Consider the following 15,569-nt stretch of genomic DNA (forward strand, 5'->3'; position numbering starts at 1 on the left):
ATGCCCCTCAGACAAACGCCTGAAGGGCACTTCTCGCGGACTCAGCGCTGACTATTTACACAGACTGATCGGCCCCTTGGTTCGAGAAACGGCAACGCTGCCGCTCAGTCCCGCGCCAGCGCCCGGTTCAGCCCCAGCGCCGCCAGCGTGCCCAGCGCACCCGACAGCAGGTAGATGCTCACGAAGGCCAGGCCGAAGTGCGCCGACAGGCCCAGGGCGACCAGCGGGGCAAAGGCCGCGCCGATGAGCCAGGCCAGGTCGGCCGTGAGGGCCGCGCCCACGTAGCGGTACTTGGGCGCGAAGTTGGAGGTCACGGCGCCGGCCGCCTGGCCGTACGACAGGCCCAGCAGCGCAAAGCCCAGCACGATGAAGATGTCCTGGCCGATGCGTCCGCCGTCGAGCAGCGTGGGCGCAAAACCGCTGAACACGGCGATCATGGCGGCCAGGCCGCCGAGCGTGAAGCGACGGCCGATGCGGTCGGCGATCAGGCCCGAGGCCACGATGCCGATGGCGCCGAACACCGCGCCGACCATCTGCACGATGAGGAACTCGGTGATCGACTGGTCGGAATACAGCGAAATCCACGACAGCGGGAACACCGTGATCAGGTGGAACAGCGCGTAGCTGGCCAGTGCGGCGAACGCGCCGATCAGCAGGTTGGCGCCCTGCGAACGCGTCAGCTCGACCACGCTGGTGGGCTGCAGCTCGCGCTCTTCGAGCAGGCGCGCGTACTCGTCGGTGGCCACGAGGCGCAGGCGCGCGAACAGCGCGACCACGTTGATGGCGAAGGCCACGTAGAAGGTGTAGCGCCAGCCCCAATCAAGGAAGTCGGCCAGCGGCAGGCTCGAATACAGGTACGCGAACAGCGCGCTGGCCACGAAGAAGCCCAGCGGTGCGCCCAGCTGGCCCAGCATGGCGTACCAACCGCGCTTGTTGGGCGGTGCGTTCAGCGCCAGCAGCGACGGCAGGCCGTCCCACGAGCCGCCCAGTGCCAGGCCCTGGGCAAAACGGAAGATCGACAGCAGCACGATGGCCGTGAAGCCGATGCTCGCGTAGCCCGGCAGGAACGCGATGCCGGCGGTCGAGGTGCCCAGCAGGAACAGCGCAATCGTCAGCTTGGTCTCGCGCCCGAAGCGCCGCTGGATCGCCATCGAGATCACGGTGCCGAAGGGGCGCGCGATGAAGGCGAACGAGAAGATCACGAAGGCCCAGAGCACGCCTTCCAGGCGCTGCTCGAACGGAAAGAACACCGCCGGGAACACCAGCACCGAGGCGATGCCGTAGACGAAGAAGTCGAAATACTCGGAGGCGCGGCCGATGACCACGCCGACCGCGATCTCGCCCGGGGCGATGCGCGAATGGTCGGCGTCTGCGGCGCGGGCGCCGCCTTCGGTCGGGTGCGGCACGGGCTGGGCGCCTTGTGGACTGATGCTGGACGTCGTCATCTTGCTGGCTGGCTGGCTGTAATTCGGGTGTCACGCCAGGGCGCGACACAGGGGGGAATTCTGGACACCCTGTAGCGTCTCATCGATTTGCGTTTACCGCCATAGGACAAAACGTCCAATAGGCGAAATCCCTTGGGCGGCGTAGATTGCAGGGTCATTTTTGCGCGGCCTTCGCACTCTCCTCTCCCGGCATGCACATCCTCAAGACCCTTCGCCGAGCGCTCCTGCTGCTCTCCGCCATTTTCCTGGCGGGCTGCAACACAGTGCTGTTGAACCCCTCCGGCGACATCGCCAACCAGCAGGGGCGTCTCATCATCGTCTCGACGGTGCTGATGCTGATCATCATCATCCCGGTGATCGCGCTGACCATCTTCTTTGCCTGGCGCTATCGCCAGTCGAACAAGGAGGCCACCTACAGCCCCGACTGGGACCACTCCACGCAGCTCGAGCTGGCGATCTGGGCCGCGCCGCTCCTGATCATCATCGCGCTGGGCGCGATCACCTGGATCAGCACCCACACGCTGGACCCGTACCGCCCGCTGAGCCGCCTGGACGCGCAACGCCCGATTCCCGCCGAAACCAAGCCCCTGGTGGTCGAGGTGGTGGCGCTGGACTGGAAGTGGCTCTTCATCTACCCCGAGCAGGGCATTGCCACGGTGAACGAGCTGGCCGCCCCGGTGGACCGCCCGATCAGCTTCAAGATCACGGCCTCGTCGGTCATGAACTCCTTCTTCATCCCCGCGCTGGCCGGCCAGATCTATGCCATGCCGGGCATGGAGACCAAGCTGCATGCGGTGATCAACAAGCCGGGTGAGTTCGAAGGCTTCTCCGCCAACTACAGCGGCGCGGGCTTCTCGGGCATGCGCTTCAAGTTCCACGGCCTGAGCCATGACGGCTTCGACCAGTGGGTGGCCAAGGTCAAGACCGGCAAAGAGGGCGAACTGACCCGCGAGCAATACAAGAAGCTCGAAGTGCCGAGCGAGCGCGAGCCCGTGCGGCACTACGCCACGGTCGATCCCGCCCTGTACGACGCCATCCTGAACCTGTGCGTCGACCGCAACAAGATGTGCATGAAGGAAATGATGGCCATCGACGCCGACGGCGGCATGGGCAAGCCGGGCGCATTCAACATCGCCACCAAGCAGGCCTGGCAGGCCGACTCCCTCGACACGCCCAAGCGCAAGTACGTCACCGCGATGTGCACCACCGAAGACTAAGAAGATGCTGCAGAACCTAGACCTGACGAAGCTCGTCTTCGGCCGCCTCTCCTGGGAGGCGATTCCCCTTCACGAGCCGATTTTGCTCGTGACCTTCGCGGCCGTGATCCTGGGCGGCCTGGCGCTGCTGGGCGCCGTGACCTACTTCAAGCTGTGGGGCACCTTGTGGAATGACTGGATCACCAGCATCGACCACAAGAAGATCGGCATCATGTACATCATCCTGGGCCTGGTGATGCTGCTGCGCGGCTTCGCCGACGCACTGATGATGCGGGCCCAGCAGGCCGTCGCCTTCGGCGACAACGCGGGTTTTCTGCCGCCGCACCACTACGACCAGATCTTCACCGCCCACGGCGTGATCATGATCTTCTTCGTGGCGATGCCGCTGGTCACGGGCCTCATGAACTTCGTGGTGCCGCTGCAGATCGGCGCGCGCGACGTGGCCTTTCCGTTCCTGAACAACTTCAGCTTCTGGATGACCACCTTCGGCGCCGGCCTCGTGATGGCCTCGCTGTTCGTGGGCGAGTTCGCCAAGACCGGCTGGCTGGCGTACCCGCCGCTGTCGGGCATCCTGTTCAGTCCTGACGTGGGGGTCGATTACTACATCTGGTCCTTGCAGATTGCGGGGGTGGGCACATTGCTCTCGGGCGTGAACCTGCTGGCCACCATCGTGAAGATGCGCGCGCCCGGCATGACCATGATGAAGATGCCCGTCTTCACGTGGACCGCCCTGTGCACCAACGTGCTGATCGTGGCCGCCTTCCCGGTGCTCACGGCCGTGCTGGCCCTGCTGTCGCTCGACCGTTACGTCGGCACCAACTTCTTCACGAACGACCTCGGCGGCAACGCCATGATGTACGTGAATCTGATCTGGATCTGGGGCCACCCCGAGGTGTACATCCTGATCCTGCCGGCCTTCGGCATCTTCTCGGAAGTGGTCTCCACCTTCTCGGGCAAGCGCCTGTTCGGCTACGCCTCGATGGTGTACGCCACGGTCGTGATCACCATCCTGTCGTACCTCGTGTGGCTGCACCACTTCTTCACCATGGGCTCCGGCGCCAGCGTGAACTCGTTCTTCGGCATCACGACGATGATCATCTCGATCCCCACGGGCGCGAAGATCTTCAACTGGCTCTTCACCATGTACCGCGGCCGCATCCGTTTCGAGCTGCCCATGATGTGGACCATCGGCTTCATGATCACCTTCGTGATCGGCGGCATGACCGGCGTGCTGCTGGCCGTGCCCCCGGCCGACTTCGTGCTGCACAACAGCCTGTTCCTCATTGCCCACTTCCACAACGTGATCATCGGCGGCGTGCTGTTCGGCATGCTGGCGGGCATCACCTACTGGTTCCCGAAGGCCTTCGGCTACAAGCTGGACCCGTTCTGGGGCAAGTGCTCGTTCTGGTTCTGGATCGTCGGCTTCTGGATGGCCTTCATGCCGTTGTACATCCTGGGCCTGATGGGCGTCACGCGCCGCATGAGCCACTTCCAGGACATGTCGCTGCAGATCTGGTTCCAGGTTGCCGCCGTCGGTGCCGTGCTCATCGCACTGGGCATCGCCTCGTTCCTGATCCAGCTGGTGGTGAGCTTCATCCGCCGCGAGTCGCTGCGCGACACCACGGGCGACCCGTGGAACGGCCGCACGCTCGAGTGGTCGACCTCGTCGCCGCCGCCGGCCTACAACTTCGCGTTCACGCCGCGCGTGCACGACAACGACGCCTGGACCGACATGAAGGCCCGCGGCTACCAGCGTCCGCTGGACGGCTTCAGCCCCGTGCACATGCCCAAGAACACGGCCGCCGGCTTCATCATCGCGGCGCTGAGCGCGGTGTGCGGCTTTGCGCTGATCTGGCAGATGTGGCTCCTGGCCGGCATCAGCTTCGTGGCCATGCTGGTCGCGATCATCGTCCACACCTTCAACTACAAGCGCGACTACTACATCCCTGCGGAAGACGTCGTTCGCACCGAAGAAGCGCGCACGCGCCTGCTGGCCACCGCCCATGTCTGATACCACCGCTCTCTCCACTCCCCCGGGCGTGCACGTGCACGCCCACAGCGACCTGACGGGCAAGCCGCCGGTGTTCGAGTTGTTCCACGTGCGCAACGAGGACCACCACCCCGAGAACGGCACGCTGCTGGGCTTCTGGCTCTACCTGATGAGCGACTGCCTCATCTTTGCCTGCCTGTTCGCGGTGTACGGCGTGCTGGGCCGCAGCTACGCGGCCGGCCCCTCGGGCGCCGACCTGTTCGACCTGCCGCTGGTGGCGATGAACACGTCGCTGCTGCTGCTGTCGTCGATCACCTACGGCTTCGCGATGCTCGAGATGCAGCGCAAGCGCATGGGCGGCGTGCTGCTGTGGCTGGGCATCACCGGCCTGCTGGGCCTGGGCTTCATCGGCCTGGAGCTGTACGAGTTCGCGCACCTGCTGCACGAAGGCGCCGGCCCGCAGCGCAGCGCCTTCCTGTCGTCGTTCTTCGCACTGGTCGGCACGCACGGCCTGCACGTGAGCTTCGGCATCATCTGGCTCGTCGTGCTGATGTTCCAGCTGCCCAAGCACGGCTTCACCCCCGCCAACCGCCGCCGCCTGATGTGCCTGTCGATGTTCTGGCACTTCCTGGACGTCGTGTGGATCGGCGTCTTCACTTTCGTCTACCTCATGGGATCGATGGCATGAGCGCCCCCGCACACACCGACGCGCACGGCCACGGCGCGCACGACAGCCACGGCCACGGCGACCACCACGACGACGGCCCGGTCAGCCACAGCACCTTCAAGGGCTACATGACCGGCTTCGTGCTGGCCGTGATCCTGACCGCGATCCCGTTCTGGCTCGTGATGGGCAAGGTGATCGCCAACCCGAGCACCACCGCCCTCGTCATCCTCGGCTTCGCCGTGGTGCAGATCGTGGTCCACATGGTGTACTTCCTGCACATGGACGCGAAGTCGGAAGGCGGCTGGAACATGCTGGCGCTGATCTTCACGCTGGTGCTCGTGGTCATCACGCTGGCCGGCTCGCTGTGGGTCATGTATCACATGAACACCAACATGATGCCGGCCATGGTCCACGACATGAAGAACATGCCCTGATGGCATCGACCGCCCGCCCGCGCTCGGTTGTCACGCGTGCGGCGCTGGCGGTCTGCGCCGTCCTCGCCTTTGCCGGCTTTCTTGCGCTCGGCACCTGGCAGGTCGAGCGCAGGGCCTGGAAGCTCGATCTCATCGCCCGCGTCGACCAGCGCGTGCACGCCCCGGCCGCCGACGCGCCGGCGCGACCCGAATGGCCCACGGTCAACGCGGCCAACGACGAATACCGGCACGTGCGCCTTCGCGGCACGTTCCTCCATGACAAGGAAGCGCTGGTGCAGGCCAGCACCCGGCTCGGTGCCGGCTTCTGGGTGCTGACCCCGCTGCGCACCGCCGACGGCAGCGTCGTGCTAGTCAACCGCGGCTTCGTGCCGCCCGAGGCGCGCGAGCGCGCGGCGCGCACCGCCCCCGAGCCCCAGGGCGACACCACCGTGGCCGGCCTGCTGCGCCTGACCGAACCCAAGGGCGGCTTCCTGCGCACGAACGACCCCGCGGCCGACCGCTGGTTCTCGCGCGACGTGCAGGCGATTGCCGCCGCGCGCGGCCTGGCCGACGTGGCGCCCTACTTCGTCGATGCCGAGGCCGGGCCCGCGCCCGCACAGGCCGCGCCCACGTGGCCGGCGGGCGGCCTGACGGTCATCGCCTTTCCCAACAGCCATCTCGTCTACGCCCTCACCTGGTACGGGCTGGCGCTGATGGTGCTCGGCGCCTATTGGTTTGTGTGGCGCGACGACCGGCGCCGACGGGCATCGCAAGACGGTAGCGGCGAAAATGCACCGCATGCCGACGCCGCACGCCCCGACCCCGCCGATGCCCGCCGCGACTGACAAGCTCGTCGCGGTCGCCGGCGAGCTGCACGCCCCGCGCGCGGGCGTCGCGAGCCTGGACAACGCCATCGGCCACCAGAACATGCAGCAGCTGATCCAGCTGCGCTGGTTCGCCGTGGTCGGGCAGGTGGCCACCATCCTCGTGGTGCACTACGGCTTCGGCATCCGCCTGCCGCTGAACCACATGCTGCAGGTGCTCACCTGCCTGGCGCTGTTCAACATGGTGAGCCTGCTGCGCCTGCGCATCCATGGCCGCGTGACCAACGAAGAGCTGTTCGTGGCGCTGCTGGTCGACGTGGCCACGCTCACGGCCCAGCTGTACCTCAGCGGCGGCGCGACCAACCCCTTCGTCTTTTTGTACCTGCTGCAGGTGATCCTGGGCGCGGTGCTGCTCAAGGCCTGGTCGACCTGGACCATCGTGGTCATCACCGGCCTGTGCTTCGCGGGCCTGGCGCTGTTCTCGCGCCCGCTGCCGCTGCCGCTGGACCACGACCGCGGCCTGTGGAGCCCCTACGTGCAGGGCATGCTGGTGTGCTTTGCGCTCAATGCGGCGCTGCTGGTGGTCTTCATCACCCGCATCAGCCGCAACCTGCGCGTGCGCGACGCGCGGCTGGCCGACCTGCGCCAGCGCGCGTCGGAAGAAGAACACATCGTGCGCATGGGCCTGCTGGCCTCGGGCGCGGCGCACGAGCTGGGCACGCCGCTGGCCACGCTGGCCGTGATCCTGGGCGACTGGCGCCGACTGCCGCACTTCAGCTCCGACCCAGAGCTGCTGCAGGAAGTGGCCGAGATGGAAGTGCAGATCCAGCGCTGCAAGAGCATCGTGAGCGGCATCCTGCTGTCGGCCGGCGAGACGCGCGGCGAGTCCTCCGAAGAGACCACCGTGCGCACCTTCCTGGACGACCTCGTCGAAGAATGGCGCACCACGCGCCCGGTCGAGGAGTTCGACTACGAGAACCTGTTCGGGCAAGACCTGCCCATGGTCTCCGACTCGGCGATCAAGCAGATGGTGTGCAACGTGCTCGACAACGCGCTCGAGGCCTCGCCGCACTGGCTGCGCCTGGAAGCCACGCACGACGCCGACGCGCTCACCATCACCGTCACCGACGCGGGCCCCGGCTTCATGCCGGCCATCCTCGCGGAGTTCGGCAAGCCCTACCAGTCGAGCAAGGGCCGACCCGGCGGCGGGCTGGGCCTGTTCCTGGTCGTGAACGTGGCGCGCACCCTGGGCGGGCGCGTCTCCGTGCGCAACCGCCCCGAGGGCGGCGCCATCGTGACCATCACGCTGCCGCTGGCAGCCATCGTGCTCGAAGAAGACGAGGAAGCCCCAACCACCGCGGACAACGCCGCCCCCCCAGCCCCGAGCAGCCCATGACCCCCACACCCGACCCCACCGCCGAGGTCCGCCAGCTGCTCATCGTCGAGGACGACGAGGCCTTCGCGCGCACGCTCGCGCGGTCCTTCGAGCGGCGCGGCTACGTCGTGCTGCATGCGCGCAACCTCGAGGAGGTCGAAGCGGTGCTCGAGGAAGGCGACGGCCCCTCGCCCGGCTACGCGGTGGTCGACCTGAAGCTCAACGGCGAGGCCTCGGGCCTGGCCTGCGTGCAGATCCTGCACCGGCACGACGCCGAGATGCTGATCGTGGTGCTCACCGGCTTCGCGAGCATTGCCACCGCCGTCGAGGCCATCAAGCTCGGCGCCTGCCACTACCTGGCCAAGCCCTCGAACACCGACGACATCGAGGCCGCCTTCGGCCGCGCCGCCGGCACCACCGAGGTCGAACTGACCAACCGCTCGACATCGATCAAGACGCTGGAGTGGGAGCGCATCCACGAAATGCTGGCCGAAACCGGCTTCAATATCTCGGAAACCGCGCGCCGGCTTGGCATGCATCGGCGCACATTGGCGCGCAAACTCGACAAACAGCAGGTCAAGTAACATGATCTGCCGGTTTCGCGCATTTTGCGGAACCAAACCCGATCCTGGAGGCTCTGTTCCTGATGACGAATAGCCCGCCGCTGCAATTGCAGCCCGCCTTTTCCACCGAGCTGAAGAAAACGCCGGCGTCCGCCGCGCGCGACCAGACCGCGATGGAAGAGCTCTTCAACGCCCTGAGCCACGGCCTGGGCCTGTTGCTCGCCATCGCCTCGCTGCCGATCCTGGTCTACAGCGCCGCCCAGAAGGGCCAGGCAGCGGCGGTGGTGGGTGCGTCGCTGTTCGCGGGCACGGCCATCGTGCTGTACCTGATCTCCACGCTGTACCACGCGCTGCCCATCGGCCGCGCCAAGGCCTGGTTCAACCGGCTCGACCACGCCGCCATCTACCTGTTCATTGCGGGCAGCTACATGCCCTTTCTGTTCGGCGTGCTGCGCGGGCCCTGGGGCTGGACGCTGTTCGGCGCCATCACCGCCGCCGCCGTGCTGGGCGTGAGCGCCAAGCTGTTCAACCGCCTGCAGCACCCGCTGTGGTCCACCGGCCTGTACGTGGCGATGGGCTGGATGGCGCTGATGGCGGCGGTGCCGCTGTACGAGCGCATGTCATCGGCCGGGCTGGCCTGGCTCGTGGCCGGCGGGCTGTTCTACACGGCCGGGGCCGTGGTGTTCCTGTTCGACAACAAGGTGCGCTACGCGCATTCGGTGTGGCACCTGTTTGTGCTGGCCGGCAGCACCTGCCATTTCTTTGCCGTGCTCTGGCACGCGCACGGCTGAACGATCTTCCTCAGTAGTGAGGCGGGAGTTCGTCGCGCAGGTTGCGCGCGCCCCCGTCCTGCCCTGCGTTCTGACTTTGCAGCCGGAGCTGCGCGACCTGCAGGATCAGGCTGTCGATCTGCTGCTGCTGCCGGTAGATCGTCATGTTCAGCTGCTCGAGCAGGTCTTCGGCATAGCTCGACTTGATCTCGAGGTCGTTCAGACGCTCTGTCACGTCGTTCGGTGAATGTTCCATGCCGCTATTGGACAGGAAGATCCACCGCTTTTCTTGACAGCGCCCCGCTCAGCGACAGACCTTCGCCTCGAGCAGGTCGCCCATGCCGATGCGCCGGGCGAAGTCGATGCGCACGCGCTCCGACACCTCGAAGACCTCGGCCGCACCGTCGCCCACGAAGTCGATCAGCGAACGCATCGGCCGCGTGCCGCTGGGCAGGCCCACGATGCGCACGATGTCGTCGGCCACTGCCTGCGGATCGGCGTGCTCGGGCGTGAGGGCGGACAGGCGCTCGCCGATGCGGTCCATCACGCCGTCGTAGCGGCTGTAGGCGGCGGCGACAGTCGCATCGGAGGGCTTGCCCGCGCTTGGGAAGTGAGCGGTGCCCCGGGTGAACGCGCCCGGCACGACGATCGAGGTCTCGATGCCGAAGCGCGCGATCTCGTAGCCCAGCGTCACCGCCAGCGAATCCATGGCCGCCTTGGCCGCGCCGTACGGGCCCATGAACGGCGGAAAGCCGCCCTTGGTCGTCGTGCTGCTGATCCACAGCATCAGCCCCGACTCTTGTTGGCGCAGGTACGGCAGCACCGCGCGGTTCACGCGCTGGGCACCAAGCACGTTGGTGTCGAACACTTTGGCGATGTCTTCCGGCGTGAAGGCCTCGGTCGGCCCGACCACGAGATGGCCCGCGTTCTGCATCACCACATCGAGGCGGCCGTGTGCCTGGACGATGGTCGCCGCGGCGGCATCGGCGGAGGCCTGCGACAGCACATCGAGTTCGAGCGGATGCAGCTGAAGCCCTCGGGCCGCGGCCAGGGCACGCAGCTCGGCCGCGCGCTCCTTGTTGCGGCCTGCGATGTCGCGCATGGAGGCATAGACGATGTGGCCCGCTTCGGCGAGCGCCTGCGCGCTGAGCTTGCCAATGCCTGAGCCGGCGCCAGTGACGAGGATGACGGATTGCATGATGGAACGCCTTGAATGAAGGTGAGAGGGAAGGAAGGAAAGATCGGAGCGTCCGGTGGTCAGTGCACGCGGCGCTGCAGCAGGTGAGCCAGCCAAGCCGCCGTCGATCCGAGTGCCGCCGCGCCGGCCAGCGTGGCGAACAGCGACAGCGAAGGCGGCTGGTGGACCGCGAAGAACGCGATCAGCCCGAGGAAGTAGCACAGCAGGTTGTTCAGTCGCGGCACGCTGCGCATCGACACGACCAGAAGCGCGACGAACAGCACCACCACCGGCAGCGCCGCGGCGCCCGCGATCGGGGCCAGCGCGGCGATGGCCAGGGCCGCCCCCTTGCCGATCAGCAGGCCCAGGCTCACGCAGACGAGGTTGAACACGCCGTCGCGTGCGGTGGCGCCGCGGGTGTAGAACGCCACCCAGCCGACGAACATCGCCCACACGGGCAGTTCGAGCACGAGCGCCATCGCCGAGGCGGCGGCAGCCACCACGGCCGCGGCGGCCGTGAACGCCGTGTAGGCGAGGCTGAAGAAGCGCGGGGTTTCCGCGGGGGATGAAGGCGGGTGCATGGTGCGTGCTCCGTGGATGTCGTGGGAGGCCGCCGCTCAGGCCACGCCGCCGTTGGCCCGCAGCACCTGCCCGTTGACCCACCCCGCATCCGGCCCCGCCAGGAACGACACCACCGAGGCGATGTCTTCCGGCTGCCCCAGGCGCTGCAGTGGCGGCATCTGGGCGAAGGCCTGGATCTGTTCGTCGGTCTTGCCGTCCAGGAACAGCGAGGTGGCGACCGGGCCCGGCGCCACGGCGTTCACCGTGATGCGTCGGCCGCGCAGCTCCTTGGCGAAGACGTGCGTGAAGGCCTCGACCGCCGCCTTGGTGGCGTTGTAGATCGCGTAGCCGGGCATGTGCAGCGCGAGCGTGGTGCTCGAGAAGTTGACGATGCGCCCGCCCTCGGCGAGGCGGGTGGCGGCCTCGCGCAAGGTGTTGAAGGTGCCGCGCACGTTGATGTCGAAGGTCTGGTCGTAGAGCGCGTCGCTGTGCGCGGCCAGCGGTGCGGTCTGGAGCACGCCGGCGTTGTTGACCAGCACATCGACCGGGCCGAGCTGCGCCTCGACGGTGTCGAACATGGCACGCACCGCGTCGGCGTTCGCCACGTCGGCCTGCACCGCGAGGGCGCGGGCGCCGGTGGCCTTCAGTTCGGCCACCAGCGCTTCGGCCGGCGCGGCGCCCGAGGCGTAGTTGACGGCGATGGCAAAACCGTCGGCGGCGAGCCGACGTGCAACGGCGGCGCCGATGCCGCGCGATGCGCCGGTGACGATAGCTACGCGGGCGGGAAGCGAAAAAGAAGTGGCGGTGTTCATGGCGCGATTCCTTGGGGTGGTGAGTGGATGTAGCGAATGGTCGGCCATTCCACTCAAAAGATAATCAGCGCCAAATCGTCAATAAAATTCCATTTACTTAAACAATAGGCACGAAGGCTGACGCCATGGACCGCTTCCAGGAAATGCAGGCCTTCGTGCGCATCGCCGAGCGCCAGAGCTTCACGCAGGCCTCGGACGACCTGCAGATTCCGCGCGCCACCCTCACCACGCTGATCCAGCGGCTCGAATCGCGCCTGGGCGCGCGGCTGCTCGAACGCACCACGCGCACCGTGCGCCTCACGCAGGACGGCGAGGCCCACTACCAGCGCTGCGTGCGGCTGCTGGCGGACGTGGAAGAGGCCGAGGGCGCGTTCACCCACGCGGCGCCCAAGGGCCTGCTGCGCGTGAACCTGCAGGGAACGCTGGCGCGGCACTTCGTGGTGCCGGCGCTGCCCGGTTTTCTGGCTCGCCACCCGCAGCTGCAACTGCACATCGCCGAGGACGACCGGCTGGTCGATCTGGTGCGCGAAGGCGTCGACTGCGTGCTGCGCGCCGGCCCGCTGCAGGACTCATCGATGGTCGCGCAGCGCGTGGCGCTGCTGCCGCAGGTAACGGTCGCGAGCCCCGCCTACCTGGCGGCGCACGGCCACCCGACCGACCTCGCGACGCTGGCCTCGCACCGCGCGGTGCACTACGTGTCGAGCAGCACGGGCAAGGCGCTGCCCCTCGAGTTCACGGTTGACGGCCAACTCCGGCCCGTGCAGCTGGCCGCCACCGTGTCGGTGACCGGCGCCGACCTGTACACGGGCGCCGCCGTCGCCGGCCTCGGGCTGGTGCAGGTGCCGCGCTACCGCGTGGCGGCCGAGCTGGCGGACGGGCGCCTGCAGGCGGTGCTGCCCGACTTCGCGCCGCCGCCGATGCCGGTCTCGGTGCTGTATCCGCAGAACCGGCAGCTGTCGTCGCGGGTGCGGGTGTTCACGCAGTGGCTGCGCGGTCTCTTTGAAGCTGAAGCGGCGGCTTCCTGACCCTGATGACTTTCGCCCTCCCTTTCCGGGGGAGGGCGGGGTGGGGGCCAGCGGCGTATCGAATACCGGCAGCCTTGCGAAGGCCGCGAGCCCCCATCCCGGCCTTCCCCCCGGGAGGGGAAGGAGCAAGACAGTCCCCTCAACAGGCCGATGACTCCAACGCCGCGGCGCCAGCGTCGGCATGCGTCTCTCCGCGCAAGAACACAAACACCACCACCGCCGTCAACACCGTCACCCCAGCCAGCACGCACAGCAGCGTCCCGAACGCCGCGCCATACGCCAGCAGCAGCGCTGCGCGGTCCATGCCCGGCAACAAAGCCAGCGCCTGCGCCAGATCGCCCGTCGCCACGCGCTGCGCCGCCTGCGACACCGCCACGGACGAAGACGACGACACCCCCAGCTGCAGCGCCACCAGCGCCGTGAGCCCCGCCCCCACCAGTGCCAGCGCAATGCCCTCCCCCGCGACCCGCACGGTGTTGAAGATGCCCGACGCCATGCCCGCCCGTTCGCGCGGCACCACGCTCACGGCCAGGCCGTCCATCAGTCCCCAGGGCAGGCCGATGCCCGCGCCGATCAGCAGCAGCGGACCCACGAGGCCGTGCAAGGGCGTGCCCGGCGCGCAGCGGCTCAGCCACACGAGCCCCGCCGCGCACACCAGCAGCCCCACGGCCGAGATCACGCCCGCCGAAAACCGGTGCGCGAGCCATGCCGCGAGCGTCGGCACGACGAGGATCGGCCCCGACAGCGCGAACATGAAACCGCCCGCCTCCAGCGCGTTGCGCCCTTCGAGCCCGATGAAGCGGATCGGCAGCAGCACCAGCAGCACGACAAAACCGTAGGCCGGTGCCGCGGCCAGTAGTTGCACGCCGACGAAGCGTGGGAAGCGGAAGAGCGACAGGTCGAGCATCGGATGCGCCACGCGCCGCTCGATGGCGATGAAGGCCGCACCCATGGCCAGTGCACCAGCCAGCGCCGCGAGCACCCACGGGCTGCGCCAACCGCTGTCGGGGGCCTGCAGCACGCCCAGCGTGAGCAGGCTCAGCGCGGTCGTGAAGCTGAGCGTGCCGGGCACATCGAGCCCCATCGCCTGCGGGTTGCGCGACTCGCGCATGCGCGGCGCCGCCAGGCACAGCGCGACGAGGCTCACGGCGCCGGGGCTCAGCATCACGGCGTGCCAGCCGACGGTGTCGGCCAGCCAGCCCGACAGGATCGATCCGCACGACAGCCCCACGCCGAATGACGTGCCGATGAGGCTGAACGCCCGCAGGCGCGCCGGCCCGTCGAACAGCTGCGCCAGCGCCGCCGTGCCCGCCGCGAAAGCGGCCGCCGAGCCCAGCCCCTGCACGGCGCGCGCGAGGTCGAAGGCGACGATGCCCGGCGCCAGCGTGAGCAGCGCACTGCTCAGCGCCACCACCGCCAGGCCCAGCAGGAAGACGCGCTTGCGCCCGTACGCATCGGCCAGCGCGCCGGCCGCCATCAGCGTGGCGGCGAAGCTCAGCATGAAGGCGTTGGTCACCCAGTTGAGTTGCACCGGCGTGCCGCCCAGCGTGTCGCGGATCGCGGGCAGCACCACGGCCGGGCCGGTGAAGCTCAGCGGCATGCCGAGCGCGGCCAGGCAGACGGCGGCGAGCAGCCAGGCCTTGTTGGAATCGGGGGAAGACATCGGAAGGCTTTCACGCGAGAGGAAGACAAAAGGGGAAATGCGTGAAGCAAAGATAAAAAGGATTCAATGAAACGAAAATAGGGCCTCCGATCCTCACACTGCCAACCCAAGGTTGCCAATCAAGCCCATGGACAGCTTCAGCGGACTCGAATCCTTCGTGCGGGCGGCCGACCTGCAGAGCTTTGCGCGGGCGGGCCGCGACCTGGGCATCTCGGCCTCGGCCGTGGGCAAGAACGTGGCGCGGCTCGAGGCGCAGGTCGGCGTGCGCCTGTTCCACCGCACCACGCGGCAGGTGCGGCTCACGGCCGAGGGCGCGATGTTCCACGAGCGCTGCCGCCGCATCCTCGACGAGCTCGGCGATGCGCGCGCCATGCTGCAGGACGCCGTCGCCACGCCGCGCGGCCGCCTGCGCGTGAGCCTGCCGACCATCGGCTACCGCTTTCTGCTGCCGATCCTGCCGGCGTTCAAGGCGCGCTACCCCGAGATCGAGCTCGACCTCGACTTCAACGACCGGCTGGTCGACGTGGTGGCCGAGGGTGTCGACGTGGCGATCCGCAGCGGCGAGCTGGTCGACTCCCAGCTCGTGGCGCGCCGGCTCGGCCCGTTCAGCTTCGTGCTCGCGGCCTCGCCGGCCTACCTCGCGGAGCACGGCAAGCCGCAGGTGCCGGCCGACCTCGTGCGCCACAGCTGCCTACGCTACAAGTTCGTGACCGGCGGAAAGATCGAAGACTGGGACCTGCCCGGCCTGCCACCCCAGCTGCCGCCAGGCCTGGTCTGCAACAACATGGAAGCCATGCTGGGCGCCGCGGTTGCGGGCCTGGGCATCGCGTACATGCCCGACTTTCTGGCGCGTGATGCGTTGCGCCGCGGCGAGTTGCAGCGCGTGCTGGCGCCGCACCTCGTGCGGCAAGGGCAGTTCTCGGCACTGTGGCCATCGAGCCGGCAGTTGTCGCCGAAGGTGCGGGCGTTTGTCGACTTTGCGAGTGAGCACATGTTCACTGCGATCGCCGACGAGGAAGAGAAAGACAACCGCCCGCCGCGCCGTTGAACGGCGGGCGGGACTGGTG

16 protein-coding genes are annotated in these 15,569 nt (G+C 67.9%); 10 read left to right on the plus strand and 6 right to left on the minus strand.

Features of this window, described 5'->3' with window-relative positions; translation table 11 throughout:
* Nucleotides 1-104 precede the first annotated feature (104 nt).
* Nucleotides 105-1,445, minus strand: a complete 1,341-nt coding sequence (locus tag IG196_RS23500; protein ID WP_192193235.1) for an MFS transporter — start codon at nt 1,443-1,445, stop codon at nt 105-107.
* Between the two features lie 191 nt (nt 1,446-1,636).
* Here IG196_RS23500 and cyoA point away from each other — a divergent pair, with 191 nt between their 5' ends.
* The 8 genes from cyoA (at nt 1,637) to trhA (ending at nt 9,285) form a co-directional block, all read left to right on the plus strand.
* The gene (gene cyoA / locus IG196_RS23505) at nt 1,637-2,662 is read left to right on the plus strand and encodes a ubiquinol oxidase subunit II (protein ID WP_192193236.1); all 1,026 of its coding nucleotides are present in this window, start codon (nt 1,637-1,639) and stop codon (nt 2,660-2,662) included.
* A gap of 4 nt (nt 2,663-2,666) precedes the next feature.
* The gene (gene cyoB, locus IG196_RS23510) at nt 2,667-4,673 is read left to right on the plus strand and encodes a cytochrome o ubiquinol oxidase subunit I (protein ID WP_192193237.1); all 2,007 of its coding nucleotides are present in this window, start codon (nt 2,667-2,669) and stop codon (nt 4,671-4,673) included.
* The gene (gene cyoC / locus IG196_RS23515) at nt 4,666-5,340 is read left to right on the plus strand and encodes a cytochrome o ubiquinol oxidase subunit III (protein ID WP_101489072.1); all 675 of its coding nucleotides are present in this window, start codon (nt 4,666-4,668) and stop codon (nt 5,338-5,340) included. The genes cyoB and cyoC overlap by 8 nt, the downstream gene beginning before the upstream one ends.
* Entirely contained in the window at nt 5,337-5,753 is a 417-nt protein-coding gene (cyoD, locus tag IG196_RS23520) for a cytochrome o ubiquinol oxidase subunit IV (protein ID WP_192193238.1), read from the plus strand. Before cyoC ends, cyoD begins: the two co-directional genes overlap by 4 nt.
* A complete protein-coding gene (locus tag IG196_RS23525; RefSeq protein WP_192193239.1) occupies nt 5,753-6,577 on the plus strand; it encodes an SURF1 family protein in 825 nt (274 codons plus the stop codon). The genes cyoD and IG196_RS23525 overlap by 1 nt, the downstream gene beginning before the upstream one ends.
* On the plus strand, nt 6,561-7,952 hold the full coding sequence (locus IG196_RS23530; protein WP_192193240.1) for an ATP-binding protein: 1,392 nt from the start codon (nt 6,561-6,563) through the stop codon (nt 7,950-7,952). Before IG196_RS23525 ends, IG196_RS23530 begins: the two co-directional genes overlap by 17 nt.
* Complete coding sequence (locus tag IG196_RS23535; RefSeq protein WP_192193241.1) at nt 7,949-8,515, plus strand: response regulator transcription factor; 567 nt, start codon at nt 7,949-7,951, stop codon at nt 8,513-8,515. The genes IG196_RS23530 and IG196_RS23535 overlap by 4 nt, the downstream gene beginning before the upstream one ends.
* 62 nt (nt 8,516-8,577) lie before the next feature.
* Nucleotides 8,578-9,285: a PAQR family membrane homeostasis protein TrhA gene (trhA, locus tag IG196_RS23540; protein ID WP_192193242.1), complete on the plus strand. Its 708-nt coding sequence runs from the start codon at nt 8,578-8,580 to the stop codon at nt 9,283-9,285.
* Nucleotides 9,286-9,295: 10 nt separating this feature from the next.
* On the opposite strand, the gene IG196_RS23545 is transcribed toward trhA, so the two are convergent.
* The 4 genes from IG196_RS23545 to IG196_RS23560 are packed head-to-tail and all read right to left on the minus strand — an operon-like array spanning nt 9,296 to nt 11,814.
* On the minus strand, nt 9,296-9,520 hold the full coding sequence (locus IG196_RS23545; protein ID WP_062469081.1) for a SlyX family protein: 225 nt from the start codon (nt 9,518-9,520) through the stop codon (nt 9,296-9,298).
* 48 nt (nt 9,521-9,568) lie between these two features.
* Nucleotides 9,569-10,462 (minus strand): SDR family NAD(P)-dependent oxidoreductase, encoded by an 894-nt coding sequence (locus tag IG196_RS23550; RefSeq protein WP_192193243.1) that lies wholly within the window; start codon nt 10,460-10,462, stop codon nt 9,569-9,571.
* Between the two features lie 59 nt (nt 10,463-10,521).
* Complete coding sequence (locus IG196_RS23555) at nt 10,522-11,022, minus strand: DUF1097 domain-containing protein (RefSeq protein WP_192193244.1); 501 nt, start codon at nt 11,020-11,022, stop codon at nt 10,522-10,524.
* A gap of 36 nt (nt 11,023-11,058) precedes the next feature.
* Nucleotides 11,059-11,814 (minus strand): SDR family oxidoreductase, encoded by a 756-nt coding sequence (locus IG196_RS23560; protein ID WP_192193245.1) that lies wholly within the window; start codon nt 11,812-11,814, stop codon nt 11,059-11,061.
* Nucleotides 11,815-11,939: 125 nt separating this feature from the next.
* On the opposite strand from IG196_RS23560, the gene IG196_RS23565 reads away from it, so the two are divergent.
* The gene (locus tag IG196_RS23565; protein ID WP_192193246.1) at nt 11,940-12,839 is read left to right on the plus strand and encodes a LysR family transcriptional regulator; all 900 of its coding nucleotides are present in this window, start codon (nt 11,940-11,942) and stop codon (nt 12,837-12,839) included.
* A gap of 139 nt (nt 12,840-12,978) precedes the next feature.
* On the opposite strand, the gene IG196_RS23570 is transcribed toward IG196_RS23565, so the two are convergent.
* Nucleotides 12,979-14,502 carry an MFS transporter gene (locus IG196_RS23570; RefSeq protein WP_192193247.1) on the minus strand — a complete coding sequence of 508 codons (1,524 nt, stop codon included), beginning with the start codon at nt 14,500-14,502 and terminating at the stop codon, nt 12,979-12,981.
* A 127-nt stretch (nt 14,503-14,629) separates the two neighbouring features.
* Between IG196_RS23570 and IG196_RS23575 the strand changes: the two genes are divergently transcribed.
* Nucleotides 14,630-15,550, plus strand: coding sequence for a LysR family transcriptional regulator (locus IG196_RS23575; RefSeq protein ID WP_192193248.1), 921 nt, complete (start codon nt 14,630-14,632; stop codon nt 15,548-15,550).
* Nucleotides 15,551-15,569: the final 19 nt, after the last annotated feature.

This window comes from Variovorax sp. 38R, assembly GCF_014843395.1.
GTDB lineage: Bacteria > Pseudomonadota > Gammaproteobacteria > Burkholderiales > Burkholderiaceae_C > Variovorax > Variovorax paradoxus_H.